21 protein-coding genes are annotated in these 25,499 nt (G+C 73.6%); 17 read left to right on the top strand and 4 right to left on the bottom strand.

Annotated features, from left to right (window positions below; translation table 11 throughout):
- The first annotated feature begins 5 nt into the window (after positions 1 to 5).
- The 4 genes from K4G22_RS17435 to K4G22_RS17420 all read left to right on the top strand — a co-directional run bounded on the left by K4G22_RS17435 (position 6) and on the right by K4G22_RS17420 (position 3,432).
- Positions 6 to 1,079, top strand: coding sequence for a FecCD family ABC transporter permease (locus K4G22_RS17435; protein ID WP_425336714.1), 1,074 nt, complete (start codon positions 6 to 8; stop codon positions 1,077 to 1,079).
- Positions 1,076 to 1,969 (top strand): ABC transporter ATP-binding protein, encoded by an 894-nt coding sequence (locus K4G22_RS17430; protein WP_425336713.1) that lies wholly within the window; start codon positions 1,076 to 1,078, stop codon positions 1,967 to 1,969. The genes K4G22_RS17435 and K4G22_RS17430 overlap by 4 nt, the downstream gene beginning before the upstream one ends.
- A 51-nt stretch (positions 1,970 to 2,020) precedes the next feature.
- Positions 2,021 to 2,989: an ABC transporter substrate-binding protein gene (locus tag K4G22_RS17425; protein ID WP_228081198.1), complete on the top strand. Its 969-nt coding sequence runs from the start codon at positions 2,021 to 2,023 to the stop codon at positions 2,987 to 2,989.
- A 185-nt stretch (positions 2,990 to 3,174) separates the two neighbouring features.
- Entirely contained in the window at positions 3,175 to 3,432 is a 258-nt protein-coding gene (locus K4G22_RS17420; protein ID WP_228081196.1) for a hypothetical protein, read from the top strand.
- Between the two features lie 18 nt (positions 3,433 to 3,450).
- Here the strand turns inward: K4G22_RS17420 and K4G22_RS17415 are convergent, their stop codons facing one another.
- Positions 3,451 to 4,434 carry a hypothetical protein gene (locus K4G22_RS17415; protein ID WP_228081195.1) on the bottom strand — a complete coding sequence of 328 codons (984 nt, stop codon included), beginning with the start codon at positions 4,432 to 4,434 and terminating at the stop codon, positions 3,451 to 3,453.
- Positions 4,435 to 4,759: 325 nt separating this feature from the next.
- Here K4G22_RS17415 and K4G22_RS17410 point away from each other — a divergent pair, with 325 nt between their 5' ends.
- The 5 genes from K4G22_RS17410 to pstB all read left to right on the top strand — a co-directional run bounded on the left by K4G22_RS17410 (position 4,760) and on the right by pstB (position 10,021).
- A complete protein-coding gene (locus tag K4G22_RS17410; protein WP_228081193.1) occupies positions 4,760 to 5,563 on the top strand; it encodes a response regulator transcription factor in 804 nt (267 codons plus the stop codon).
- Positions 5,564 to 5,880: 317 nt separating this feature from the next.
- A complete protein-coding gene (gene pstS / locus K4G22_RS17405) occupies positions 5,881 to 7,005 on the top strand; it encodes a phosphate ABC transporter substrate-binding protein PstS (protein WP_228081191.1) in 1,125 nt (374 codons plus the stop codon).
- Between the two features lie 116 nt (positions 7,006 to 7,121).
- Positions 7,122 to 8,105 (top strand): phosphate ABC transporter permease subunit PstC, encoded by a 984-nt coding sequence (gene pstC / locus K4G22_RS17400; RefSeq protein WP_228081189.1) that lies wholly within the window; start codon positions 7,122 to 7,124, stop codon positions 8,103 to 8,105.
- Positions 8,105 to 9,202 carry a phosphate ABC transporter permease PstA gene (pstA, locus tag K4G22_RS17395; protein WP_228081188.1) on the top strand — a complete coding sequence of 366 codons (1,098 nt, stop codon included), beginning with the start codon at positions 8,105 to 8,107 and terminating at the stop codon, positions 9,200 to 9,202. The genes pstC and pstA overlap by 1 nt, the downstream gene beginning before the upstream one ends.
- 39 nt (positions 9,203 to 9,241) lie before the next feature.
- Positions 9,242 to 10,021 carry a phosphate ABC transporter ATP-binding protein PstB gene (gene pstB, locus K4G22_RS17390; RefSeq protein WP_228081186.1) on the top strand — a complete coding sequence of 260 codons (780 nt, stop codon included), beginning with the start codon at positions 9,242 to 9,244 and terminating at the stop codon, positions 10,019 to 10,021.
- Positions 10,022 to 11,377: 1,356 nt separating this feature from the next.
- On the opposite strand, the gene K4G22_RS17385 is transcribed toward pstB, so the two are convergent.
- Positions 11,378 to 12,277 carry a LysR family transcriptional regulator gene (locus K4G22_RS17385; protein ID WP_228081184.1) on the bottom strand — a complete coding sequence of 300 codons (900 nt, stop codon included), beginning with the start codon at positions 12,275 to 12,277 and terminating at the stop codon, positions 11,378 to 11,380.
- A 95-nt stretch (positions 12,278 to 12,372) separates the two neighbouring features.
- Between K4G22_RS17385 and K4G22_RS17380 the strand changes: the two genes are divergently transcribed.
- Both K4G22_RS17380 and K4G22_RS17375 read left to right on the top strand, forming a co-directional pair.
- Positions 12,373 to 13,110, top strand: coding sequence for an SDR family oxidoreductase (locus tag K4G22_RS17380; protein ID WP_228081183.1), 738 nt, complete (start codon positions 12,373 to 12,375; stop codon positions 13,108 to 13,110).
- A 33-nt stretch (positions 13,111 to 13,143) separates the two neighbouring features.
- Positions 13,144 to 13,971: a M55 family metallopeptidase gene (locus tag K4G22_RS17375; RefSeq protein WP_228081182.1), complete on the top strand. Its 828-nt coding sequence runs from the start codon at positions 13,144 to 13,146 to the stop codon at positions 13,969 to 13,971.
- Between the two features lie 12 nt (positions 13,972 to 13,983).
- Here the strand turns inward: K4G22_RS17375 and K4G22_RS17370 are convergent, their stop codons facing one another.
- Positions 13,984 to 16,392: a helicase-associated domain-containing protein gene (locus K4G22_RS17370; protein WP_228081181.1), complete on the bottom strand. Its 2,409-nt coding sequence runs from the start codon at positions 16,390 to 16,392 to the stop codon at positions 13,984 to 13,986.
- A gap of 187 nt (positions 16,393 to 16,579) precedes the next feature.
- Here K4G22_RS17370 and K4G22_RS17365 point away from each other — a divergent pair, with 187 nt between their 5' ends.
- The 3 genes from K4G22_RS17365 (at position 16,580) to K4G22_RS17355 (ending at position 20,814) form a co-directional block, all read left to right on the top strand.
- Complete coding sequence (locus K4G22_RS17365; RefSeq protein ID WP_228081179.1) at positions 16,580 to 17,434, top strand: helix-turn-helix domain-containing protein; 855 nt, start codon at positions 16,580 to 16,582, stop codon at positions 17,432 to 17,434.
- Positions 17,435 to 18,209: 775 nt separating this feature from the next.
- Positions 18,210 to 19,046, top strand: a complete 837-nt coding sequence (locus K4G22_RS17360; RefSeq protein ID WP_228081177.1) for a M23 family metallopeptidase — start codon at positions 18,210 to 18,212, stop codon at positions 19,044 to 19,046.
- A gap of 118 nt (positions 19,047 to 19,164) precedes the next feature.
- Entirely contained in the window at positions 19,165 to 20,814 is a 1,650-nt protein-coding gene (locus K4G22_RS17355) for a DNA repair helicase XPB (protein WP_228081175.1), read from the top strand.
- 14 nt (positions 20,815 to 20,828) lie between these two features.
- Here the strand turns inward: K4G22_RS17355 and K4G22_RS17350 are convergent, their stop codons facing one another.
- On the bottom strand, positions 20,829 to 21,881 hold the full coding sequence (locus K4G22_RS17350) for a hypothetical protein (protein ID WP_228081173.1): 1,053 nt from the start codon (positions 21,879 to 21,881) through the stop codon (positions 20,829 to 20,831).
- Between the two features lie 117 nt (positions 21,882 to 21,998).
- On the opposite strand from K4G22_RS17350, the gene K4G22_RS17345 reads away from it, so the two are divergent.
- From K4G22_RS17345 to K4G22_RS17335, 3 genes are all read left to right on the top strand, one after another.
- A complete protein-coding gene (locus K4G22_RS17345) occupies positions 21,999 to 22,517 on the top strand; it encodes a sigma-70 family RNA polymerase sigma factor (protein WP_228081171.1) in 519 nt (172 codons plus the stop codon).
- Positions 22,517 to 23,200 carry a hypothetical protein gene (locus K4G22_RS17340; RefSeq protein WP_228081170.1) on the top strand — a complete coding sequence of 228 codons (684 nt, stop codon included), beginning with the start codon at positions 22,517 to 22,519 and terminating at the stop codon, positions 23,198 to 23,200. The genes K4G22_RS17345 and K4G22_RS17340 overlap by 1 nt, the downstream gene beginning before the upstream one ends.
- A 197-nt stretch (positions 23,201 to 23,397) precedes the next feature.
- A complete protein-coding gene (locus K4G22_RS17335) occupies positions 23,398 to 25,452 on the top strand; it encodes a HelD family protein (protein WP_228081169.1) in 2,055 nt (684 codons plus the stop codon).
- Positions 25,453 to 25,499 lie beyond the last annotated feature (47 nt).

Here is a 25,499-nt window from a genome sequence, read left to right as displayed (position 1 = left end):
CGGCCATGACCATGACCATCGGCCGGGCGACCGAGCGGCGCCTGCGGCCCACCGGCTACCTGGCGCTGCGCGCCGGGCGCGGCTCGCTCCTGCTGCACCGGCGGACGTTCGCCGTGGTGACCGCGCTGGTTCCGGTGCTGCTCGCCGCCGCGCTGGCCAGCCTCTGCCTCGGCGAGTCCACCGTGCCGCCGGCCGAAGCGGTCCGCTCGGTGCTGGGCCTCACCGACGAACACGACTTCCTGATCGGCGTGCTGCGGCTGCCCCGGCTCACCGTCGCGCTGCTGGTGGGCGCCGCGCTCGCCGTTGCCGGCGCGCTGATCCAGACCGTCGCCCGCAACCCGCTGGCCAGCCCCGACATCATCGGCGTCAGCCATGGCGCGGCGGCCTTCGCCGTCGCCGCCATGACCTTCGGCTGGGCCTCCGCCTCCGAGCTGCCCTACTGGGCCGTCGGCGGCGGCCTGTTGGCGGCCGGCCTGGTCTATCTCTTCGCCTGGCGCCGGGGACTGCACGCCGCGCGCTTCGTGCTGGTGGGCATCGGCTTCGCCATCGCGCTGCGCTCCGTCACCCAGCTCTTCCTCACCAAGGGCGACCACACCGTCGCCCAGCAGGCCCTCGTCTGGATGACGGGCTCCTTCAACGGCCGTGGCTACGCCGAGGCCCAACCGCTGGCCTGGGCCCTGCTGTTGCTGCTGCCCGCCGTCTGCTGGGCGGCCCGCGCCCAGCGGACGGTGGCCCTCGACGACGACACCGCCACCGCGCTCGGCATCCGGCTCAACGCCACCCGCGTCGGGCTGGCCACCGTCGGCGTCCTGCTGGCCGCGCTGGCCACCGGCACCGCTGGGCCCGTCGACTTCGTCGCCCTGCTCTCACCGCAGATCGCCCGCCGGCTCACCCGCACCGCGCAGATACCGCTGCTGGCCACCGCGTTGGTCGGCGCGCTGCTGACCGTGCTGGCCGACCTGGTGGCCCGGACGCTGTTCGCCCCGACCGAACTGCCGGCCGGAGTGGTGACGGCGGCCGTCGGCGCGCCCTGTCTGCTGTGGCTGATCATCAACAACCGCACCGGAGGACGGGCATGATGACCCCCTTTTCCGCTCCGTCCCCCTCGGCCTCCTCGGCCCCCTCGTCCGGCTTCGCCGCGCCGACCGGACGGCTGGCCGCCAGGGGGCTCACCCTCGGCTACGACACGGCGCGCCCCGTCGTCGCCGAACTGGACCTGGACATCCCCGACGGCCAGGTCACCGTGATCGTCGGCCCCAACGCGTGCGGCAAGTCCACCACGCTGCGCGCCCTCGGCCGGCTCCTCAAACCCCGTGACGGCGTGGTGCTGTTGGACGGCGAGGAGCTGTCCAAGCTGCCCACCCGGGGGATCGCGCAGGCGCTCGGGCTGCTGCCGCAGACCCCCGTCGCGCCCGACGCGATCACCGTCGCCGACCTGGTCTCCCGTGGCCGGCAGCCGCACCAGCGCTGGTGGCAGCAGTGGTCGGAGGCCGACGAGAGGGCCGTCGCCGAGGCCATGGCGCGCACCGACGTCACGGAGCTCGCCGACCGCGCCGTGGACGAGCTCTCCGGCGGCCAGCGGCAACGCGTCTGGATCGCCATGGCCCTGGCCCAGCGCACCGATCTGCTGCTGTTGGACGAACCCACCACCTATCTCGACATCGCGCACCAGGTGGAGGTGCTCAACCTGGTGCGCCAGCTGGCCACCGCCACGCCCGAGACACCGGCCAGGACCGTTGTCACCGTGCTCCACGACCTCAACCAGGCCGCCCGTTACGCCGACCACCTGGTGGCCATGAAGGACGGCCGGATCGCGGCCAGCGGCCACCCCGACGACATCGTCACCGCCGACCTGGTGTGGGACGTCTTCGGCCTGGCGGCCGTCGTCATCCCCGACCCGGTCACCGGCTCCCCCCTGGTGGTGCCGGAGGCACCCGCCCCCCATCCCTCCGCCACCGACCTCCACTAATTCGCCAGACCTGATTCGCCAGACCTGATTCGCCAGAAAGGCACATCCGTCATGAACCGCCGCATCACCGCCTCCGCGCTGGCCCTCGCCTGCGCCGTCGCCCTCGCCGCGTGCGGGAGCGACTCCGACGACTCGGACTCATCGGACGCCGGCAACGGCTCGGGCGACGGGGCGACGAGAACCGTCGAGACCGCGATGGGCCCCGTCGAGGTGCCGGAGAACCCGCAGCGCGTCGTGGTCCTCGACACGGCCGAGCTGGACACCGTGATCACCCTCGGCGTCATCCCGGTCGGCGCCGTCCAGGCCGACGCCACCCAGGAGTTCCTCGACTACCTGCCGCAGGACCAGCTGTCCGACATCGAGGTGGTGGGCAACATCGCCGCACCCAACCTGGAGACCATCGACCGGCTGCACCCCGATCTGATCATCGGCAGCAAGGTCAGGGACGAGGAACGCTACGACGAGCTCTCCGCCATCGCGCCCACGGTCTTCTCCGAGACGGTCGGTGCGCCCTGGAAGGAGAACTTCCTGATGCACGCCGAGGCGCTCGGCAAGTCGGAGGAGGCCGAGCAGGTCATCGCCGACTACGAGGCGCACGCGGCCGAGGTCACCGAGGCGCTGGGCGGCGCCGAGGCGGCGGCCGACATCGAGGTCACCATGCTGCGCTTCATCGAGGGCGGCAACACCCGGCTCTACGGCCGCGACAACTACATCGGCGGCGTCCTGGCCGACCTCGGCCTCGGCCGCCCGGCCATCACCGACGAGGCCACGGACGGCTTCGCCGTGGAGATCAGCCCCGAGCAGATCGACCAGGCCGACGCGGACGTCATCTACTACGCCTCCTACGGCGACCCCGACGCCTCCGGCGAAGAGGGCGCGGTCGGCGGGCCCCTGTGGGAGGACCTGACCGCCGTCCAGGAGAACCGCGCCTTCCCGGTCAACGACCAACTGTGGTACCTCGGCATCGGCTACACGGCCGCCAACCAGATCATCGACGAGATCGAGGAAACCCTGACATAGCCAGCACCTCGGCCGCGCCCACCCGGCCAGGACCCCGGGGGGCCGGTTCACTCGGGTGGGCGGTTTGGCGGTACGCGGGGCGGTGGGGAGGGTTGGGGTTCGTGGCGGAGGGCCAGGGTGTCGGTGCACAGCCGGCGCCGGACGGGATCCGGGGCCGGGCCCGCAGACCGAACGAGGAGCCCTCCATGGCGACCTACGACACCGAGATCCACACCGGCGGCGGAGGCTGGCAGCCGGACGAACCCCTGAGCGTCTCCCTCACCAACCGTGGCAGCGTCGTGCCCGAGGACGGCCCGCCCGCGACCGGCACGACGGTGACCTGGAGCAGTGAGAACGCGGGGAACGGCTCGGTGACCTTCTTCGACGACGGCACCGCCTTCCAGGGCACCGCCCAGTTCCCCGGCGAGGGCCCCGTCGGCTACCGAGGCCAGCTCAGCGGCTGACCCCGCCGCCGGCGGGGGTCACTCCCTGAGGGGGCGGCGGGCGCGGAAGAGGAGGAAGGCGGCGCTGGTCAGGGCGGCGGTGCGGAGCAGCAGGGCCCAGTCGTCGGCGAGCATCGTCTGCGCGTCGCCCTCCTGGAGCAGCTCGCCCCAGTAGCCGCCGGCCCGGCCCAGCAGCCAGACCGCGTAGACCGTCGCGACCAGGGCCGGCATGCCCACCGCCGCCCACTGTCCCTCGCGGGTGCTGAGCCGGGGCGACCAGTAGGCCAGCAGCCAGCCCAGCGCCATCGCGTAGAGCGAGGGCCACACCGCGCCGCCGACCAGGGCCGCGACGCCGGCCAGTTCGATCACGCCGCCCCGGCGCCGGCCGCTGAGGACCGCTCGGGCCAGCCGGGCGCCCCGGCGGGGCGGCCTGGGCGGGTTCTCGTCCTCCACCACCGGCTGGGTCAGGGAGGCGTCGGCGGTGGCCGCCTCCGCCTCGGCGGCCTCAAGCTCGGCCTCCAGCTCCGCTTCGGTGCTGGGGCCGCGCTCCGGGGCCGGCAGGCCGCTGGGGCCGAGCAGTTCGGGGATGTCGACGCCGCCGGTGAAGCCGCCGATCTGGCCGTCCCGCCAGCTGTCCACCCGGGGGAGCGAGCCGGTGCGCCCCATCGGCACCTCGGGCCCGGCGGCCTCTGGCCTCGCCGCCTCGGGCGTGGCGGCCTCCCGCTGCGGGGGCAGCGAAGCGGTCGGCGCTGACGACGGCGCGGCCGGCTTCGCCGCCGGAGGCGGGGCGTTGCCGCCGCCCGCCGCGTCGGCGACCACGTCCTCCGGGCTGCCGAGGCGGCCCAGGATGCGTTTCACCGAGGCGCGGCTCTCCGCCCCGGGGCCGGAACGTTCCCGCCCGATCTCGTCGCGCAGCCGGTTGACCAGGCGGACTCGTTCGGCCGCCGACATCGTGGTGCCATGAGCCAGGTCGCCGACCCGGCTCAGATAGTCGAACACCAGCTTCTCGTCTTCGATCCCCACGTCACTGTTCCCTGTGTTCGCATCGGCCGGAGCGCCCTCGCCGCGTCACGCCTCCTGATGCTACTCAGCCGGGGCCCCGCCGGGGGGCGAGCCGGTGGAACCTAGGGGAACGCCGTTGTTCATCGCGGGTTCACCGAACGCCGTACAACCCGCTACCCACAGCTCGTTACATGGTGAACGTCTCCGCGGAGACCTCATTCACGCTTTCCGGGAGCCCGCACCACGGCTACTGGTCCCAGCACATCTCCCGCGGCGAGTCGCGGCCGGGCGCCCCGTGTGCCGGCCGCTTTCTTCACTGCCGAGACCGACAGCGAGGGAGAGCCCCATGGGTGCCTGGTTGAGTTCGAGTCGGGCGACATCCCTGTCCAGCGACATGCTCGACGAGCCACCTGGATCCACCGGGGCCGCCGAGGCGCCGGCGATCGCGCCGGCACGGATACCGCTCGGCTCGCACCCGGTGGTGCTGCTGGCCGACGCGGACGAGCGCATCCGGCAGGGGCTGACCACCCAGCTGGCGAAGTACCAGGTGTCGGTGGTGCACTGCGCCGACGGGGCCGCCGCGCTGTTGGAGGCGGGGCTGCGCAAGCCGGATGTGCTGCTGGTCTCGGCCGATCTGCCGTTGATCGACGGGGCCACGGTGCTGCGCCTGGTCCGGCGTCGGCTGTCCATCCCGGTGGTGCTGGGGGTGGGCCCGGACGACACCGCGCAGGTGGCGCCGGCGCTCGCGGCCGGCGCGAGCGCCTGTGTGGCGCGCCCCTATCGGCCGCGCGAGGTGGCCCAGTTGCTGAGCCTGGCCGACCGGGGCAACCGTGGCTGGGACCAGCCGCTGGTGTGCGGTCCGCTGACGCTCGACCCCAGCACCTACGAGGTGCGGATGCACGGCGTGTCGACGGCCCGGCTGCCGTTGCGGGAGTTCCAGCTGCTGCATCTGCTGATGCTCCACGCCGAAAAAGTGATCACGCGTGATCAGATCCGAACCGAGCTCTGGGGTGAGGGCGCCCGTCGCTCCAACACCATCACCGTTCACATTCGGCGCCTGCGGGAACGGCTGGGCGACGACCCGCACCACCCGGAGATCATCCAGACCGTCCGGGGCGTCGGCTACCGGCTGGTGCCGCCCGCCGGCTGAGCGGGGCGGCCCTGGAGGCCAGCGGGGAAGGGCGATCCGCGGGCGGTTGACGGGCGAAGCGGCCCCTGCCGGAAGGCGGGGAACAGGCCCCTCAGCCGCCCGCGCTTTCGGTTTTGATCACCAGCTTTCTTCCTTAACGATTCCAACTCTTTTTGTGAAACTGCCGGTTCCGCCGAACCTATCTTTTTGTTCACCTTCTGGCCCTCACGGCTTCGCTGGCCGCTCTTACGTTCTCCACGACAACACCCAATCAAAAGTCAGCAGCCAGCAGTCATCTGCATCCCGGCCGACGGCCGGACAGGAACAAGGAGCAGGTCATGCGCAAGACGCGCGCTCGCATCGCCGCGATAGCCGTGGTGTCCGCCCTGGCACTGGTCACGGCGTGCAGCAGTGACAACGAGGACGGCAACGGGGGCAACGGGGACAACGAGAACGGCGGCACCACCGGCGGCGGCGAGGAGACCTCCGAGCTGTCCGGCACCATATCGGGCGCGGGCGCCAGCTCGCAGGTCGCGGCGCAGCAGGCCTGGCAGGCCGGGTTCCTGGGCGCCAACCCCGATGTGACCGTCAACTACGACCCGGTCGGCTCCGGCGGCGGGCGCGAGCAGTTCATCGCCGGTGGCACCGACTTCGGCGGCACCGACGCCTACCTCGCCGACGAGGAGCTGGCCGCCGCCATCGAGCAGTGCGGCGAGATCGTCCAGATCCCCGTCTATGTCTCCCCGATCGCCCTGATCTTCAACGTCGAGGGCGTCGACGAGCTGAACCTCACCCCGGAGACCATCGCGGCGATCTTCAACCAGGAGATCACCACCTGGAACGACGAGGCCATCGCCGCCGACAACCCGGACGCCGACCTGCCGGACACCGCGATCACCCCGGTGAACCGCTCCGACGACTCCGGCACCACCGAGAACTTCGTCGAGTACCTGCTGGCCGCCGCGCCCGACGCGTGGCCGCACGAGGCCGACGACGCCTGGCCCGTCTCCGGCGGCGAGGCCGCCCAGGGCAGCTCCGGCGTGGTGCAGGCCGTCGGCAGCGGCAACGGCACCATCGGCTATGTGGACGCCAGCCAGGCCAGCGACCTGAGCAGCGTCAACGTGGGCGTCGGTGACGACTTCGTCGCCTACTCCCCCGAGGCCGCGGCCAACGTCATCGAGGTCTCCGAGCGGGTCGAGGGCCGCGGCGACTCCGACTTCGCCTACGACCTGGCCCGGGACACCACCGAGGCCGGCACCTACCCGATCGTGCTCGTCTCCTACGCGATGGCCTGCGCCACCTACGACGACGCGACCAAGGCCGAGCTGGTCCAGGCCTACCTCTCCTACGTGATCAGCGAGGAGGGCCAGCTGGCCGCCGCCGAGGCCGCCGGCTCCGCGCCGATCTCCGACGCGCTGCGGCAGGAGTTCCAGCCCGCCATCGACGCCATCACGGCTGGCTGAGTCCACCCACCGGATCCCGGGCGGTCGCCCCACACCGCGACCGCCCGGCCCTCCCTGGGCCGGCCCCCCAGGCCGGCGCTCCTTCGGCCACCAGCCCGAGAAAGGGAAACCGAAGCGTGTCTTCGAGCACCGAGCTGTCACCCCCAGAGCACGAGCCACCGCCGCAGCTCCAGCGCGAGCTGTCCAGCCAGCGGGACAGCCGGCTGGGTGACCGGCTGTTCTCCACCTCCGCCGCGGGCGCCGGGGTGCTGATCCTGGTCATCCTGGCCGGCGTAGCCGCCTTCCTGCTGGTCGAGGCGTGGCCGGCACTGTGGGCCGACGCCGACGAGGTGTCAGGGGGCGACGGGATCGTCCTCTACGTCTGGCCGCTGCTCTTCGGCACGCTGCTCGCCGCGCTGATCGCGCTGCTGATCGCGGCGCCGCTGGCCGTCGCCATCGCGCTCTTCATCAGCCACTACGCGCCCCGGCGGCTGGCCTCGGCGCTCGGCTATGTGATCGACCTGCTGGCCGCGGTGCCCAGCATCATCTTCGGCCTGTGGGGCATCGCCGAACTGGCCCCGCTCACCGTGGAGCCCACCAGGTGGCTGGAGGAGAACCTCGGCTTCATCCCGCTCTTCGCCGGCCCCGCCTCGGCCACCGGGCGCACCATGCTGGTCGCCTCGATCGTGCTGGCCGTGATGATCCTGCCGATCACCACGGCCGTGATCCGGGAGGCGTTCCTCCAGACGCCCCGGCTGCACGAGGAGGCGTCGCTGGCGCTCGGCGCCACCCGCTGGGAGATGATCCGGATGGCCGTGCTGCCGTTCGGCCGCTCCAGCATCATCGGTGGCTCCATGCTCGGCCTGGGCCGGGCCCTGGGCGAGACGATGGCCGTCGCGATCGTGCTGTCCGCCTCCGGCGGCGTCACCTTCAACCTGATCAGCAGCGGCAACCCGTCCACCATCGCGGCCAACATCGCGCTGTCCTTCCCCGAGTCGTCGGGCCTGGACATCAATGTGCTGATCGCCTCAGGGCTTGTCCTCTTCGCCGTCACCCTGCTGGTCAACATGGCCGCCCGCGCGGTGATCAACCGGCGGCGTGACTTCTCGGGAGCCAACTGATGAACACGTCGAAGACCACCCAGGCGGCGGCTCCCGACGCCGGCCCGCCCCCCGTCATACCCGAGCGCCCCGCGCTCGCCCAGGGCTCGCTGCCCCGCAGGGGCGCCCCGCTGGTGCTGGCCGCCTGGGTGCTGCTGGGCGTCGCGCTGTATCTGCTCGCCGGCTGGAACCCGGCGCTCAGCGGGCTGATCGCCGCCGTCGGCTACTCCGCCACGGTCTACGGCTGGTCACGGAGCGTCGAGGGCCCCCGCAAGGCCAGGGACCGGCTGGTCACCGCCGTGGTGTCCAGTGCCTTCCTGATCGCCCTGCTGCCGCTGATCTCCGTGATCACCACCGTGCTCTCCAAGGGCTTCGCCCGCTTCGACGCCGAGTTCTTCAACAACTCGATGCGCGGCGTCGTCGGCGAGGGCGGCGGCGTGCACCACGCGCTGATGGGCACGCTGATCGTCACCGGGCTCGCCGCGCTGATCTCGGTGCCGATCGGCATGCTGACCGCGATCTACCTCGTCGAGTACGGGCGCGGCGCGCTGTCCCGCTGGATCACGTTCTTCGTCGACGTGATGACCGGCATCCCGTCCATCGTGGCCGGCCTCTTCGCCTACGCCCTCTTCGAGCTGTTCTTCGGCGCGGGCGTGCGGATGGGCATCATGGGCTCCGTCGCGCTCAGCGTGCTGATGATCCCGGTGGTGGTGCGCTCCACCGAGGAGATGCTGAAGCTGGTGCCCAACGAGCTGCGCGAGGCGTCGATGGCGCTGGCCGTCCCCAAGTGGCGGACCGTCGTCAAGGTGGTGCTGCCCACCGCGCTGGCCGGCATCGCGACCGGTATCACCCTGGCCGTCGCCCGGGTCATCGGCGAGACCGCGCCGCTGCTGGTCACCGTCGGCATCACCAACAGCGACAACTTCAACCCCTTCGACGACCGCATGGCCACCCTCTCGGTCTTCTCCTACTACCAGTACGCGACCCCGGGCATCCCGCCGGAGCCGTTCCTGGACCGGGCGTGGGCGGCGGCGTTCACGCTGATCCTCCTCGTGATGGCGCTCAACCTGGTGGCACGCCTGATCTCCCGCCTCTTCGCCCCCAAGACCCGCGCCTGACCGGCGCCGTCCCGCGATCCCCGAAGGAAGCGAAGCACTGTGGCCAAGCGCATCGAGGTCAAGGGCCTCGATATCTACTACGACAAGTTCCTCGCCGTGCAGGGCGTCTCCATGACCATCGAGCCGCGTTCGGTGACCGCCCTGATCGGTCCCTCCGGCTGCGGCAAGTCCACGTTCCTGCGCACCCTCAACCGGATGCACGAGCTGGTGCCCAAGGCCAGGGCCGTCGGCACGGTCGAGATGGACGGGACGGACCTCTACGCCCCGCACATCGACCCGGTGGCCGTCCGCCGCCACATCGGCATGGTCTTCCAGCGGCCGAACCCGTTCCCGACGATGTCGATCTACGACAACGTGGTGGCCGGTGTGCGGCTCAACAACAAGCGGATGAAGCGCGGCGAGATGGACGCGCTGGTGGAACGGTCGCTGCGCTCCGCGAACCTCTGGGACGAGGTCAAGGACCGCCTGAAGCGGCCGGGTTCCGGCCTCTCCGGCGGCCAGCAGCAGCGGCTCTGCATAGCCAGGGCCATCGCGGTGGCCCCCGACGTCCTCCTGATGGACGAGCCCTGCTCGGCGCTCGACCCCATCTCCACACAGGCCATCGAGGACCTGATGATGGAGCTGAAGAAGGACTACACGATCGTGATCGTGACCCACAACATGCAACAGGCCGCGCGGGTCAGCGACGTCACCGGCTTCTTCAACCTCCGCTCCATCGGCGAACCGGGCGGCCTGGTCGAGATGGACGAGACCACGAAGATGTTCTCCTCCCCCACCAACAAGGCGACCGAAGACTACGTCTCCGGCCGCTTCGGCTAACCGGCTCCCGCCGGGGGCTGGGCGACGACCGGCTGCGGGCCGGCGGGCGGCGGGCCGGCAGGCCGCGGGCCGGCTCCCGCCGGGGGGTGGGCGCTGCGCGCCGGCTGACGCCGGGGAGTGGGGGACGGACGGCGGGCGGCGGGGGCTGGGCGAGGCCCGCTGCCGCCGGGGGCCCCGGCGCTGCGCGCAGGCAGGCCACGGGCCGACTCCCGCCGGGGGGTGGGCGCTGCGCGCCGGCTGACGCCGGACAGTGGGGGACGGACGGCGGGCGGCGGGGGGTAACGGCCCGACTCCCGCCGGGAGGGTGGCGGACGGGCCGGCTGACGCCGGGGGCCCCGGCGCTGCGCGCCGGCAGGCCACGGGCCGGCTCCCGCCGGAGGGTGGCGGACGGACAGCGGGGGCGACGGGGGGCGACGGACCGGCTGGTGCCGGGAGGTGGAAACGGCGCCGCGCGCCGGCTGGCTGTGGTCCGGCGGGCGCCGGGGGGTGGGGGGACGGACCGGCTGGTGCCGGGAGGTGAAGGGCGGTCCGGCTGACGCCAGAGGGCGGGCCCCAGCGCCGCTCGCCGGCAGGTAGCAGGCCGGATTGCCCCGCCGGGGCCGGGCAGCGAAGGGCGCTGCTGTCGAGAGGTGGGCGACGGGGCGCTGGTGCCGGCGCTACGCGCCAGACGGCCGCAGGCCGGCTGCCCGCCGGGGGGCGGGGGACGGGCCGGGCCGGGAGGCTGCGGGCGGCAACGGCCCGGCTGACGCCGGGAGGTGGAAACGGCGCTGCGCGTCGGCAAGCCACGGGCCGGCTGCCGCCTGGGGGTAGGGGACGGGCCGGCTGACGTCGAGGGCGGGGGTGGCGCTGGCGCCAGCGGGGCCGCACGGACGGGCTGATGTCAGAGGGCGGGCCCCGGGGCCGCGCGTCGGCAGGTTGCGGGCCGGCTCCCGTCAGGGGTACGCCGTGGTCGGACACCGGCGATGTGGGCGGGCCGGCTGCTCCGCCGGGGAGGGGCAGCGAGGGGGTGCGACGGCGGGGCATCGGTCCGGGCGCTACGCGGGGACCGGCGGACGCCCGGGGGTGGGCGGCGACAGGGCGCTGGTGCCCGCGCTGTGTGCCGGACGGCTGGAGGCTGGCCGCCGCCGGCAGGTGCGAAAAGGCCCCAGCCCCCGCGCCGCGCGCGGACCGGCTGACGCCGGAGGTTCGGCGACGGGGCCACGCACCGGCAGGCCACGGGCCGGCTCCCGCCGGCAGGTGCGCGAAGGTCCCAGCCCCCGCGCCGCGCGCGGACCGGCTGACGCCGGAGGTTCGGCGGCCTGCCGGCCGCAGGCCACGGCGCTGCGGGGCGGCAAGTGCCGTGCGGTGTGGGGTCGTTCAGGTGCCGCGTGGTGGCGGGGTGGCGGCGAGTGGGTTCGTCCGAAGGTGGGTGGCGGTGTGGATGAGGGCGGCGAGGGGACGGGAGCGGCTGTGGGCGGGCCAGGCGATGTGGGTGACGACGGGGGGTGCGTCGGTCACGGGGACGGCCGCGTGTTCGGCCCACAGCCAGGCGCGGGCGGACTCGGGGAAGAGGGCCAGGGTGCGGCCGAGGGCGATCAGTTGGGCCAGCTGCGTCTGGTCGCGGATCTCGGGACCCGGCCCCGGGGCGTACCCGCCGTCGCGTGGCCAGCGGGCGGGCGGCAGGTCGGGGACGTCGCCGATGTCGGCCAGGGTCAGTGTCCGGCGGGCGGCGAGGGGATGCCGGGCCGGCAGGATGGCGACCTGGCCCTCGGTCAGCAGCTCCTCGCTGTCGAAGCCGGCGAGGGAGTTGAACGGCGCGTGCATGAGCGCCACGTCGGCGCGGCCGTCGCGCAGCATCTCGCCCTGCTCGCACATGCCGCTCGGCAGCACCTCGACCTCGGCCGCGCCGGGCTCTCTCGCGTACGCGTCGAGCAGCCCGCGCAGCAACTCGTGGGATCCGGCGGCCTTCACGGACAGCACCAGCCGGTCGCGGGGCGCGCCGCCCGCGCCCCCCGCACGCCGGGTGCGGCGCGCGGCGGCGGCCGTCGCGTCAAGGGCGGCGCGGCCCTCGTGCAGCAGCACCTCGCCGGCGCGGGTCAGGGCGACGCCGCGCCGGTCGCGCTCCAGCAGCGTGACGCCGAGGCGCCGCTCCAGCCGCTGGATCGCCCGGGACAGCGGCGGTTGGGCCATGCCGAGCCGCTCGGCGGCGCGGCCGAAGTGCAGTTCCTCGGCGACGGCCGTGAAGTACCGCAACTCGCGGGTCTCCAGAGGGTCCATGGCTCCACCGTAACCCCGGCTGATACCCGCCGGGTATGACAGGGCACCGTATCGGTGTTGGCCGCGCCGCCCGTGCGCGGGCGAGCATCGAGCGCATGAGCGAAGCGAAGATCGCGCTGGTCACCGGCGCGAACAAGGGAATCGGTCACGAGATCGCGGCCGGCCTCGGCGCCCTCGGATACCGCGTGGGTGTGGGCGCCCGCGACGAGGCCAGGCGGGAGTCCGCCGTCGAGAAACTGCGCGCCGCCGGCGCTGACGCGTTCGGGGTGCCGCTGGACGTGACCGGCGACCGGAGCGTCACCGACGCGGCGGAGCTGGTGGAACGGCGGGCCGGTCGGCTGGACGTCCTGGTCAACAACGCCGGCGTCTCGGGGGAGACGGGGCCGGGCTGGGAGCAGGACCCGACGGCGCTCGACCTCGCCATGGTCCGCGCCGTCGTGGAGACCAACGTCTTCGGCGTCATCCGGGTGACCAACGCGATGTTGCCGCTGCTGCGGCGCTCGGCGTCGCCGCGCGTCGTCAACGTGTCCAGCTCCCTGGCGTCCCTGAGCCGACAGTCGGACCCGGAGTTCGCGGCCAGCCCCGTCATGGCGGCCTACGCGCCGTCGAAGTCGTACCTCAACGCCGTCACCGTGCAGTACGCCCGACGGTTCGCCGGCACGAACATCCTGATCAACGCCGCCTGCCCGGGGCTGGTCGCCACCGACTTCACCGGCTTCACCGGGCCCCGCACCCCCGAGCAGGGCGCGGCCACGGCGATCCGGCTCGCCACGCTGCCGGACGACGGCCCGACCGGTGCGTTCTTCGAGGACGCCGGCGTCATCCCCTGGTGACCCCGGTGGCCCGGGGGCATAGGGTCACCGGTCATGAAGGTGCTGGTCTCCGTCGACATGGAGGGCGTCTCGGGGGTCGTGCACCCCACCGAGACGCATCCCGACCGCTACGACTACGAACGCGGTCGCGCGCTGATGACGGCCGACACGAACAGCGTGGTGGCCGGGGTGCTGGACGCCGATCCGGCCGCCGTGGTGTGGGTCGCCGACGCGCACGGGCCGTTCCGCAACCTGCTGCCGGAGGAGCTGGACCGACGGGCGCGTCTGGTGCGCGGCAAGCCACGCCCGCTCGGGATGCTCGGCGGGCTCGACGAGAGCACCGACGCGCTTCTGCTGGTGGGCTACCACGCCCGTGCCGGTCGCGGCCCCGCCGTGCTGGCGCACACCATGAACGACGGCATCCTCGATGTGCGGGTGGCCGGGCGCTCCATGGGGGAGATCGGTCTCAACGCGGCCATGGCCGGGCATCTCGGCGTGCCGGTCGTGCTGCTCAGCGGCGACGACAGCGCCTGCGCCGAGCTTCGTGACCTCGTTCCCGGCGCGGTCACCACGGCGGTCAAGGAGGCGCTCGGTCAGGGCGCCGCCGTCGCCCTCCATCCCGAGGAGGCGCGGGAACGGCTGCGCCGCGCGGCGGCGGAGGCCGTCGCCCGGCGCGCGGACGTCCCGCCGCTGGCCATCGCGGGACCGCTGGAGGTCGAGGTCGATCTGTCCGCGCCGTCATCGGTCGACCTGGCGACCCTGGTGCCCGGGGTCACCCGCCGCGACGGCGGCCGGACGGTCGCCTTCACCGCCACCGACTTCGCCGAGGCGTACCGGCTGCTCCTGCTCCTGGCCCAGCTCGCGACCATCAGGCCCGGCTAGCCGGGCGCGGGGTCAGGTCGCGGGGGCGGTGCCGGTGATGCGGTGGAGGGGGTAGGTGCGGACCTCCTCGGCGGTGTGGTCGAAGCCGGTGACAAAGCCGCCGGCCACCCGCACCGGGGCCAGCACGTGGTGGCTGGCCGTGCCGTCCGAGCCGACATAGCCGATCCGCACCAGGCCGCCGGAGGCCGCCGCCGCGCGCAGCGCGGCGAGGGACTCCTCGGGCGAGGTGCGCGGCGGCGGGCCGACCGCCTCCGGGACCCTGGCGCCCGGCGGCGCCTCCGGCGCGGCGCCCGAGGCGTGGTCGCCGGCGCGCACGGCGCGCACCGCCGAGGTGAGCAGCGTCTCGTCGGCGGGCGGCGGCGTGTCGGGCGCTGGCGCCGGCGCCGTGCGCGCCGGCGCGCGGTGCGGTTCGCCGCCCAGCGTCACCACATCGCCCTCGGCCGTCTCGGCGGCCGGTGCCTGGCCCAACTCCCGCAGTTTTCCGAGCAGTGCGTCCGGCGCGAGGTCCGAGACCAGCACGGTGGGCGCGATACGGCGCAGCCGCAGCGCGGCGAACCCCCGGTCGGCGAGCAGCTGGCCGATGGTCGTCTCGTCCTCGCAGCGCAGATAGCTGGCCGCCGCGCCGACCCGCAGCCGCCCGTGGCGCCTGGCCACGTCGTCCACCAGGTAGTCCAGCGGCTGGGGCACCGGCGTGCGGGAGACCCGCGCCAGGAACGCGTGCAGTTCGCCGGTGCTCCAACCGGCGTCCAGCGCGCGGCGGATGGAGCCGGGCGTGAACCGGTAGACGGTCGCCCCGCCGGTGGACTCGATCTCGGCGGCCAGCGCCATCGTGGCCCGCAGATCGCGGCGGAGCGGCCCGGGGGCGATGGCCGTCAGATCGGCCTGGAGCAGCACCTGGTCCACCGGTTCGGGGAACAGCGGCGCGAGCAGCATGGCGGCGGCCGTCGGGTCGGGCGGCTGGGCCAGCAGCGGCCTGGCGAAGGAGGCCAGCGCGCCGCGCCCGGTGACGCCGAGCCGCTCGGCGTCGGCCAGCGCCGCCGCGCACAGCTGCGCGCGGGTCTCCTCGCCCACCCGGCGCGGCAGCTCCCAGCCGAGCCGGTTCGCCACGGCGGTCGGCGACGGCGCGCCGCCCGGCGGCAACTCGCCCACCAGCTCCAGCGTTCGATGGCGCAGCGCGGGCGCGGCGCCCCGGTCGAGCCCGGTGCCCAACACGGCCAACAGCCGGCCCTTGCCGTCGCGGGTGCCGACCAGGCCAGGCACCCGGGTGCCGGCCAGCCAGGCGGTGACCAGCGGCAACCAGCGGTCGCCGGTGGGCGCCTCCAGCCAGACGTCGAAGCGCGGAGTCGGCGCATAACGTTCGTCCGCCTCGCCGTCGGAGGCCAACAGTCCGGCCCCATAGGCCAGTTCAAGCCAGAAAACGGCCTCGGGCTCGGGCACGTCCAGTCCGACGGCGATCCGCTTCAGCTCGCGCAGGCCCAGGCCACCGGCCCGCAGCACCGGCGGGCCCTCGGCGTTCCAGGAGGTCAGCAGCTCCTCGACGGTGTCGAGGGCGCGGTGCGCCGCGCCGGCAGCCGCGGCGTCCACCACCGAGGGGGCGTGCGTCGTCGCCGCCGTCAGCTCGGGCGGCTCGGGCCGCAGCTCGCGGTGCACCCGGCCGCCGCGCAGCTCCAGCGCGACCTCCCTGGGCAGCACCACCGAGCCGGGCCCGGTCGGCATCAACAGGCCACGGTCGAGGAGCCAGCGCAACGGGGTGCCGGAGCGGGCCGCTTCGGCGCCGCTGCCCATGGTCCCGAACGGCGGGCCCCAGGTCAGCCGGTCGAGGGCGGCGCGCGCCCCCGGCGGGGCCTCGGCCAGCAGCGCGGCCAGCCGCTCCGGGGAGCGGAAGAGCGCGGTGAGCGCGGCCACGGCGCTCACCGGATCCCTGGTGGGCGGCAGTCCGCAGGTGGCGACGAGCTGCTGCATCCGGCTGGGCGCGATCCCCGAGGCCGTCTCGGCGAGCGTCGGGCCGAGCCCGGTGGCGCTGGGCCGGCCAGGCGTCGGCGCGAGCAGCTCCTGGGCGGTGCGCACCAGCCGCAGCGCGTCGGGACGGCCCCAGAGGAGCGCGCGGGCGCGGAGCGTGGCGAGCGCCTGGGGCAGCCTGGACTCACCGCCGGCGAGCAGTGCGCCCAGCGCGTGTTGCGAACAGGGGCGCTCGGCGATGGCCAGTGCCTCCGCCGTTTGGAGGGTGAAGGTGTCCAGATGCTCCAGCGCGCGCAGCACCGAGGGGCGGGCGCCCGCGCGGGTGGCGAGCTGGGAGAGGTCGCCCGGGAGCGGCGACAGGAGATCCGGCCTGGCGCGCAGCAGCTCGGACAGCTCCTCGTCGGAACGCGCGCGCAGTTCGTCGGCGAGGGTGCGGGGGCTGTCGGTGGAACCGCTGGTCATCCTGCCAACCGTAGCGCCAGTCCGCCCCCGGAGACATGGCTCGGGCCACCCCGGGCGGCGCTGAACCGTTTTTGTTGCAGTTTTGCCCCGGAGCAACTGTGCTCTCGCCGGCTCGAACGGCGAGTGGACTGTCGAGGTATGGGCGCGGCACACTCGGAAACCAGTCAACGGAAGGACCCGATGCACGATGCCGCCGAGGGAGAATCCCACCGCCCGACAGGCCCGACTCGGCGCGGAATTGCGCAAGTTGCGGGTGGCGGCGGGGCGTACGGCGCGGGAGACGGCGGCCATGCTCGGCACCGATCAGGGCAAGATCAGCCACATAGAGTCGGGGCGGATCGGGGTCAGCGAGGACCGCATCAGAAAACTGGCCGACTTCTACAGCTGCGCCGACGAACCGCTGCTTGACGCGCTGTGCGCCATCGCCAGGGAACATCGCGGCCAGTTCTGGTGGGACGAATATCGTGGCACCCTTGCCTCGCAGTTCCTGGCGGTGGCCGAATTGGAACATCACGCGGTGGCCATGCAGACCCTGCAGACCGTGACGGTTCCTGGCCTGCTCCAGACGGAGGACTACGCGCGGGCGCTCTTCCGTGGCGGCCTGCCCGAGCCGTCCGACCGGGAGATCGAGGTCCGGGTCCGCCACCGGATGCGCCGCAAGGTGGTGCTCGACCGGGAGGACCCGCCGCCGCTGTCCGTCTTCCTCCACGAGGCGGCGCTGCACATGCGCTTCGGCGGGCGGAAGGTCGCCAGACACCAGCTGGAGACGCTGATGGAGGCGTCCGAACGGCCGCAGGTCATGTTGCGGGTGATCCCGTTCACCAACGAGGACTTCTACGAGGTCACCCAGCCGATGCTCTATGTGCACGGGGTGGTCCCCCAGCTGGACACCATCCTGGTGGACGGCCCGACGGGCGGCGGGCTCCTCGGCGCCGACGACCAACTGGCGCACTACCGCGTCTTCTTCAGCCGCGCCACGGGACGCTCCCTGACCCCGGACGAGTCCCGCCAGCTGATCCACCACATCGCCCGCGCGCTGTAGCCCTTCCCGGGCGGACGCCACGCCTCGGCGCGGAGCGCGCCGAGGCGGCCCCGGCCCCACCGGCCGGGGCCGGCTCCGTCCCGCGCGAGGGGCCGACGACCCCGGCTTCGCCGGACAGCGCCCCAACCCGCCAAACGGCGATCCACGCCGCCCCTCCCAGAAGCGCCCCCCACCCGCCGAACAACAGACGACCGAGCCCCGCCGGACAAACCCCCGCACCAGCCCCCGCCAGAACGGCCAACAACCCCACCAAACGACGAACCAGCCCCAACCCACCAAACGGCGATCCACGCCCACCGCCGCGTCGCAGCGCACCCCCGCCCCGGACGCCACGCCTCGGCGCGGCCTGCCTCGGCGCGGAGCGCGCCGAGGCGGCCCCGGCCCCACCGGCCGGGGCCGGTTCCGTCCCGGGCGAGGGGCCGACGACCCCGGCTTCGCCGGACAGCGCCCCAATCCACCAAACGGCGATCCACGCCGCCCCTCCCGGACAGCGCACCCCACCCGCCGGACAAACCCCCGCACCACCCCCCGCCAGAACGGCCAACAACCCCACCAAACGACGAACCAGCCCCAACCCACCAAACGGCGATCCACGCCCACCGCCGCGTCACAGCGCACCCCCGCCCCCTCGCCGCGTGCAGCGCGCCGCGCGCTGCGCGGCGCCGGCGTGCGCCCGCGCGCCGCCGCCGTGCATGCCGCAGGCATGACGCGGGTAGATGCGCGAGGTGCGTGAACATGTCACGTGCGTTCTCGACCGACATCGGGAGGACCCTCGATGCGTTCCCTTCGGGTCGCAGCGCTGGCCGTGTTCGCGCTGCTGGCCGGCCTGTTGACCGTTCCCTCCGCGCTGGCCGCCGACCCGGGCACCACCGCGGCGCCCGTCTTCAAGGCCCCGTTCGCCTGCGGTCAGCAGTGGACCTACAGCCACCACTCCGCCGAGGTGCGCCGCGCGTTGGACTTCATCCGTTCCGACGGCGGCGGCACGCACGGCGCGCCGGTGCTCGCCTCGGCCGCCGGCACCGCTACCCGGCACAACCAGCCGAGCGGCGCCGGGCAGTACATCGTGGTCGACCACGGCGGCGGCTGGCAGACGTACTACTTCCACCTGGACGCCTACTCGGTGCCCAACGGCGCCTCCGTCGCCCAGGGGCAGCAGATCGGCACGACGGGCACCACGGGGAACTCGTCGGGTTCGCACATCCACTACGAGCAGCTTCTCAACGGCGTGGGCCAGAACATCGTGATCAACGGCCAGGCGCTCTCCTACCCGGGCTCGTACTACCAGGCGTATCTGACCAGCGACAACGGCTGTGGCGGCACCCCCGACCGCTACTGGGTGGACACGTTCGCCGCCACCGACGGCTATGCCGACGCCTCGACGGCCTCCCCGCAGGGCCGGCTTTTCCAGGGCACGCACTACGTCTACTGCAAGGTCGCCGGCGCGCGGTACGAGGGGACGTACGGCTACAACACCTGGTGGCTGCGGACCGACCTGGACGAGACCTACCCGGGTGGCAACGGGCGCGGCGCGCTGGTGCCGGCCTACTACCTGTCGCACTGGGGGAACGACGAGGCCAGGGACAACAACGGCACCGTGATCCCCGACTGCTGAGCCGGGCCGCGGGCCGGCGAGGCCCGGAACCTCCCGACCACCCGTCGACAGGTGTTTCACTGGAGAGCTGACGCCGCCCGTCGCGGGCGACGCTGTTACGGGTGTGTCGGAGGTACGGGTGTCCTGCTTGATCGTGCAGAGCGACAAGACGCTGCTGCTGGAGGTGGACCACGAGCAGGCCGAGGCCTGCCGGCGTGCCATCGCGCCGTTCGCCGAGCTGGAGCGGGCGCCCGAGCACATCCACACCTACCGGGTCACCCCGCTCGGCCTGTGGAACGCGCGCGCCGCCGGGCATGACGCGGAGCAGGTGGTGGACGCGCTGGTGCGCTACTCGCGCTATCCGGTGCCGCAGTCGCTGCTGGTGGACGTGGCGGAGACGATGGCCCGCTACGGCCGGCTGAGCCTGGTGAAGCATCCGACGCACGGGCTGGTGCTGACGGCGACCGACCGTCCGGTGCTCACCGAGGTGCTGCGGTCGAAGCGGATCCAGCCGCTGGTGGGGGCCAGGATCGACGACGACACGGTGGCGGTGCATCCGTCCGAGCGCGGGCAGATCAAGCAGGTGCTGCTGAAGCTCGGCTGGCCGGCGGAGGATCTGGCCGGCTATGTGGACGGCGAGGCGCACCCCATCGCGCTGTGCGAGGACGGCTGGTCGCTCCGCCCCTACCAGCGGCAGGCCATCGACGGCTTCTGGCACGGCGGCTCCGGCGTGGTGGTGCTGCCGTGCGGCGCCGGCAAGACGCTGGTGGGCGCGGGGGCGATGGCGACCGCCTCGTCGACGACGCTGATCCTGGTCACCAACACGGTCTCGGCGCGGCAGTGGAAGTCCGAGCTGGTGCGGCGCACCACGCTGACCGAGGACGAGATCGGCGAGTACAGCGGCACCCGTAAGGAGATCCGCCCGGTCACCATCGCCACCTACCAGGTGCTGACCACCAAGCGGAAGGGCGTCTATCCGCATCTGGAGCTGTTCGACTCCAGGGACTGGGGGCTGATCCTCTACGACGAGGTGCATCTGCTGCCGGCGCCGGTCTTCAAGTTCACCGCCGACCTCCAGGCCCGCCGGCGGCTTGGGCTGACCGCGACGCTGGTGCGCGAGGACGGCCGCGAGTCGGACGTGTTCTCGCTGATCGGCCCCAAGCGGTTCGACGCGCCGTGGCGGGAGATCGAGGCGCAGGGCTATATCGCGCCGGCCGACTGTGTCGAGGTGCGGGTGGATCTGAGCGAGTCGGAGCGGCTGGCCTATGCGATGGCGGAGCCGGAGGAGCGGTACCGGTTCTGCGCCACCACGGACGCCAAGCGCCGGGTCGCGGAGGACCTGGTGCGGCTGCACGAGGGGGCGCAGACCCTGGTGATCGGCCAGTACATCGACCAACTCGACGAGTTGGGCGAGCAGTTGAACGCGCCGGTGATCAAGGGCGAGACGACCAACGCCAAGCGGGAGCAGCTCTTCAACGCCTTCCGTTCCGGCGAGGTGCGGGTGCTGGTGGTGTCCAAGGTGGCCAACTTCTCGGTCGACCTGCCGGAGGCGACGGTCGCCATCCAGGTCTCCGGCACCTTCGGGTCCCGGCAGGAGGAGGCGCAGCGCCTGGGCCGGGTGCTGCGGCCCAAGGCCGACGGGCACGAGGCGCGGTTCTACTCGGTGGTCGCCAGGGACACCATCGACCAGGACTTCGCGGCGCACCGGCAGCGGTTCCTGGCCGAGCAGGGCTACGCCTACCGGATCGTGGACGCGTCCGACCTCCCGTCCGACGAGCGGCCGGCGTAGGGACGCTCAGCCGCTCAGCCGTGCACCTCGGTCACCACCCGCTCGGCGAACCGCTCAAGCTCCGCGCGCCGGTCGGGCTCGATCCGGACGCCGTCCAGGTCCCTGAGCACGAGTTCGATCTCGACGACCACATTGCCGCGCTGGTGACGCAGCGTGACGGAGTGGAAGACGTCGCCGTGCCGCTCGGCCACCAGCCAGGGCTGCCCGCCGACCCGCTCCGACCTGGCGCCCGGGAGCGAGTCCCCCTCGTACTGGTCGCGCGCGCGGTCGGTCGGTGACTCCTCGTCCGGGCCGTCCCAGGGATAGCGGAGCAGGATCAGCTCCAGATGTTCCATGTGCCCGCCGGCGGAGCAGTACCCGAGGTCGCCTGGGAAGGAGTGGAAGCCCGGCTCGCTCAGGAGCGACGGGTCGTCGGGCAGCAGCTCGCCGCCGTGGCGCTCGACCACGTCGCAGGCCCCGGGCAGGGCGGCCACCGTCTCGCTGCCCGGCCACCAGGGGGCGTGCCAGGGCGCGTCCCGGTGCAGGCCCAGGGCGACGAGCGCCAGGGCGGCCAGGACGACGGCGGAACGCGGGGCCCAGCGCCGCCACCACGGCGCGCCGTCCGTCTCCCCGACGGGGATGTCCTCGGCGTGCTCGGCGACGGCCGCCCGCAGCCTCGTCAGCTCCCGCGCGAACCGGCGGGGGCCGAACAGGCGCCTGGGCACCGGCAGTCGACGTCGCCCGCCGGCCCGTCGCGTCAGCTCGACGGCGCCGCCGGCCACCACGACGGCCTCGACCACGGACCAGGGGCTGACCCGTTCCTCGCCCGCCAGGCGCCGTTCGTGCACCGCGTGCGGGGTCAGCGTGACGCTGGTGGCCCGGGACTCCAGCAGCCGCCAGCCGGCGAGGCCGCCCAGCAGCGCGAAGGCCATCCCCAGCGTGGACAGTTGCTCGCGGAAGGCCGCCACGCTCGTCGTCCAGGCGACGGCGGTGGCCACCCCCCAGCCGGACGCCACCCACCAGGGGACGCCGAACCGCACCCGTCTCTCCCCCATGCCCCACTCCCCCTCGCGCGTCCATCCGAGCATGAGCGGTCCCCCGGGGTTCCGCAACAATCAGCGGCCGTCAGGAAAAGTTCTCGCGCCGACCAACATCCCGGGCCGCTGGGACGTCGTCACCCCGTCAGGGCGGCATGGAGGAGGACGATGCACGGATGCGATTTCGACGCCTGGTACGCGGCGTTGTGGCCACAGGTCTATCGGACGGTGGCGGTCAGCGTCGGCGATCGGGATCTGGCGGAGGAGGCGGTGGCCGAGGCGTTCGCCAAGGCGCTGGCCCGCTGGCCGGGTCCGGCGCACGCCGACAACCCGCCGGCGTGGCTGCACCGGGTCGCCGTCAACGAGGTGCGGACGCGGTGGCGCCGCGCACGGCTGGAGCGTCGCACGGTGCGGCGGCTGGCCACCCGGGAGGTGCGGCGGGTACCGCCGCCCGACCCGGGGGACGACGGGCTCTGGGCGGCCGTGGCCGGCCTGCCCGACCGGATGCGACAGATGGTCGCGCTGCGCTATGTCCTCGATCTGCCGGAGGCGGAGATCGCCAGCTCCCTCGGGGTCTCCCGGGGCACGGTGGCCTCCACCCTGAGCAAGGCCCGCGGGAGACTCGCGGTCGCCTTGGCCGAGTCCCAGCACCCGGCGGCCCGGCTGGCCGCGGAGAAGGAGATCTGATGTCCGATCAACCACATGCGGAAGAGGAGCGGTTGCGCGCGTCCCTGGGCGCGGTGCCCGCGCCGGACGCGCCGCCGGTGGACGGGATCGCCCGCCGGGCCACCACCCTGCGTCGGCGCCGCCGGGCGGCCTGGGTCTCCGGCATCCTCGGTACCTCGGTCGCCGCCGTAGCGGCGTTCGCCGTGGTGGTGCCGGCGGCCGTGGGGTCGACGGACGACGGGCCGACGGTCGCCGACGGCGAGCCGACGGAGCCGGCGGTGGACCCCGAGCCGGACGAGGTGCCGGTCTCGGACGGCGTGCGGGTGCTGTCCAACGGCGAGTACCGGGTGGAGATCCACCGGGGCGAGGTGCTGGACGAGGCGGCCGGGCAGGCGATGCTGGAGCGGCTGCGCGCCGAGGGCATCGCCGCCGGGATGATCACCGAGGACTGCCCCGCGCTGCCGGGGTTGGTGGTGCCCAACGAGCTGCCCGAGGGCGCCGTCGAGGAGGAGCTCGCGCCCGCGGACCGTGGCGACCCCAGGACCGTCATCTACCCGGACCGCTTCCCGGACGGGGTGGTCCCGCTGGTCGGACTGGACGAGATCACCGTCCGGTGGGACGGGCGGGGCGGCAGTCTCGCGGTGGCCGGCGTCCGGGTCGGCGATACGCCTCCGACCTGTGTGCCGGCCCCGCTCCCCTGGTAGGCGCGCGAGCCCTCGGGGGCGGAGCGGCGGCTCCGCCCCCGAGGGCGCCGGGAAAACGGTTTGCGGAGCGGAGCGGGGGCCGCCTAGGCTTCCGTGCTTCCTCCTCCCGAGCCTGACGCGCAGGGCAGGAGCCGTCCGGACGGCAACCGGGTGGCACCCCGACCCCTTGGCCCGCAGTGCATCCCGGAGGCTCAGCCGTGTCCACCCATCCCTCCTCCGCCGCGTCCTCGAACCCGCTGGAGACGGAACGCGCCCATCTGGCCGAATCCCGCGCGGCGTTGCGCGCGATGCGCGAACACACCGAGTCGCTGGACATCAGCGATGTCACGGCGAACTGGGTGAACGCCGAGGTCCTCGCCAGCGAGATGGAGCAGCGGATCAAGGCCCTGGCCGATCTGGCGGGCACCCCGCTGTTCTTCGGCCGGCTGGACTTCCACCAGCGGGTGGACGCCGAGGGCGAGCACGGCTTCCGCTTCTACATCGGCCGCCGCCATGTGCACGACGCCTCGGGCGATCCGATGGTGATCGACTGGCGCGCGCCGATCTCCCAGTCGTTCTACCGGGCCTCGAAGAAGGAACCGATGGATGTCGAGCTGCGGCGTCGATTCGGCTATGACGGCGGGGAGTTGACCGCCTACGAGGACGAGCACCTGACCGACCCGGCGGAGGAGGACACCGGCAGCGCGCTGCTCCAACGCGAGATCGAGAAGCCGCGCGTCGGTCCGATGCGCGACATCGTGGCCACCATCCAGCCGGAGCAGGACGAGATCGTCCGTGGCGCGCTCGGCGAGACGGTCTGCGTGCAGGGCGGTCCCGGCACCGGGAAGACCGCCGTCGGCCTGCACCGGGTGGCGTTCCTGCTCTATGCGCACCGGGAACGGCTGGCCCGCAGCGGCACCCTGGTGATCGGTCCCAACCGGTCGTTCCTGCGCTATATCGAGCAGGTGTTGCCCACCCTTGGCGAGTTGGAGGTCAAACAGGCCACCGTGGACGAGTTGGTCGGCCATGTGGAGCTGCGCTCCACGGACGACGCGCGGGCCGCCACCGTCAAGGGCGACGCGCGGATGGCGCAGGTGCTGCGCCGCGCGGTGCGCGCCGGGGTGACGCTGCCGACGGAGCCGGTGATGGTGGTGCGCGGCTCCCGGCGCTGGCGCATCCCGGCCTACGAACTGGCCGAGCTCGTCGAGGAGTTGCTGGCCAGGGACATGCGCTACGGCGCCGCTGGCGAGGCGCTGCCGCAGCGGATCGCGCATCTCGTGCTGGTGCGGATGGAGCAGTCGGGCGAGGCGCCCGACGACCGGGTGCAGAACGCGGTGGCCCGCAACCCGGCCGTCAAGGCCGCCGTCAAGGCGATCTGGCCGACCGTCCACCCGGCGAAGCTGGTGCTGCGGCTGCTGTCCGACGCGGCGTTCCTCGCCGAGCAGGCGGACGGCATCCTCACCCCGGAGGAACAGCGCGCCATTCTCTGGGCGAAGCCGCCGCGCGGCATCAGGACGGCGCGGTGGTCGGCGGCCGACGCGGTGCTGATCGACGAGGCGAACGACCTGGTGACGCGGACCGGCTCGCTCGGGCATGTGGTGCTCGACGAGGCGCAGGACCTCTCCCCCATGCAGTACCGGGCGGTCGGCCGCCGCTGCGGCACCGGCTCGGCGACCGTGCTGGGCGATATCGCGCAGGGCACCACCCCCTGGGCGACCAGGAGTTGGGCCGAGGCGCTCACCCACCTTGGCAAGCCGGGCGCGCATGTGGAGGAGCTGACCCTGGGCTTCCGGGTGCCGCGTCAGGTGATCTCCTACGCGTCCCGGCTGCTGCCCGCCATCGCGCCCGAGCTGACGGAGGCCACCTCGATCCGGGAGTCGGCCGGCTCGTTGACGGTCCGCCGGGTGGTCGAGGCGGAGCTGGACGCGGCGGCGCTGGACGCCTGCCGGGCGGCGCTGACCCACGAGGGCTCCACCGGCCTGATCGCCGCCGACGACCGGCTGCCGGCGCTGGCCGCCGCGCTGGCCGCCGCCGGGCTGCCGTATGTCGGCCCCGGGCAGGAGACCAGCGCCGAGGTCAGGCTGACCCTGGTGCCGGCCTCCCTGGCCAAGGGCCTGGAGTACGACTACGTGGTGCTGGACGAGCCGGACGCCGTCGTCACCGGCGAGCCGGACCGGCGCACCGGGCTGCGCCGGCTCTATGTGGCGCTGACCCGAGCGGTCTCCGGCCTGACCGTCGTCCACGCCAGGCCGCTGCCCGCCGAGCTGGGCTAGCGTGCGGCGCGGGCGGGCACCCCGGCCAGGGCGCGCATCGGGCCCTC

This window comes from Streptomyces profundus (genome assembly GCF_020740535.1).
GTDB lineage: Bacteria > Actinomycetota > Actinomycetes > Streptomycetales > Streptomycetaceae > Streptomyces > Streptomyces profundus.
Note: the sequence above shows the minus strand (reverse complement) of the source record. Positions and strands in the feature narration are given on the sequence as shown.